Origin of the sequence: Piscirickettsia salmonis LF-89 = ATCC VR-1361, assembly GCF_000297215.2 — a bacterium.
Lineage (GTDB): Bacteria > Pseudomonadota > Gammaproteobacteria > Piscirickettsiales > Piscirickettsiaceae > Piscirickettsia > Piscirickettsia salmonis.
The window spans coordinates 1-1048 of record NZ_AMFF02000015.1 but is presented as its reverse complement, the minus strand read 5'-3'; the positions used below and the strand labels follow the sequence as shown (position 1 = coordinate 1048).

Sequence of the window (1048 nt, the reverse complement as noted above, 5' to 3'; positions counted from 1 at the left end):
TAGGTAGAAAACGCCTTATCAAACCATTTGTGTGCTCATTTAGACCTCTATCACAAGAACGATAAGGTCTAGCAAAGTAAAAGTCTGCTTCAGTGATCTTTGAAATGGCCTCATGACCCGCAAACTCTGTTCCATTGTCAGAGGTGATGGTTTTAAAATCAAAGAAAGTTGAGCCAACCACATTCATGAATGTATTGATAACAGTCTTGGCTTGTTTGTTAGGCATTTTCCTTATACAACACATTTTATTCGCCTTATCGACCAGTGTTAATAAATAAGATTGGTGATCGCGACCCACAACCGTATCAATTTCAAAATGACCAAACTCTGTCTTTTCATCAGCAATAGCAGGCCGGTGTTCAATACCAACGCGATTAGGTATTTTTATTTGATCACCACGATTCACCTTTTTCTTATAAGGTTTTCCCGAATGAGGCAGGTTTTTGTAAAGCTCTCCGCCCTGCTCTCTATCATCATAAATATAACGGTAAATCGTGCTTTCACTCACCTGGATATCATGCTCTCGTATAAGTTCCTGACTGATAACATCGGGGGATGTATGGGTGCTTAACCGTTGATGGATCAACATTTTTGCCTCCTCTGAAATTTGTCGAAAAGCTTGACCTTGCTTAGCGTTAGCTCGTTTTTCTTGTGCACAGCGAGAAGTAAGCCGGTGACAATAAAGACCTTTAAAATCGATTGGGGTGTGCCGTTTAATCTCACGGCTAATCGTGCTAGGAGAAAAGCCAAGTGCTCTAGCAATTGATCTGAGCGAGTCTCCCTCTGATAACCGTTGTTCGATATAAAAACGATCTTTTTCATTTAAGTGCCGATAAACCATCTCTACCCTCTAAGTCAAAAGGCGAACTAGAGAGTTTATCTGTATGAATATGAACTCTCTACTGAGTGTTGCACTTCAGATGACGGAGGGCGAATTTAGAGACAGCGCTTAGTCAAGTAATGAAGTCAATGTCAGAAACTATTCGTTGAGCGCTATAATGATTATTCCAGAAAAGAGCAAATTAACTGCATGGCCAAGCCCTGTGCT

General features: G+C 40.7%; 1 protein-coding gene. It reads right to left on the bottom strand.

The genetic code is table 11. The features are described 5' to 3' along the window. Positions 1–841: IS30 family transposase (locus C200_RS14405; RefSeq protein ID WP_052133267.1), on the bottom strand; the 841-nt coding region annotated here is incomplete at its 3' end. Positions 842–1048 lie beyond the last annotated feature (207 nt).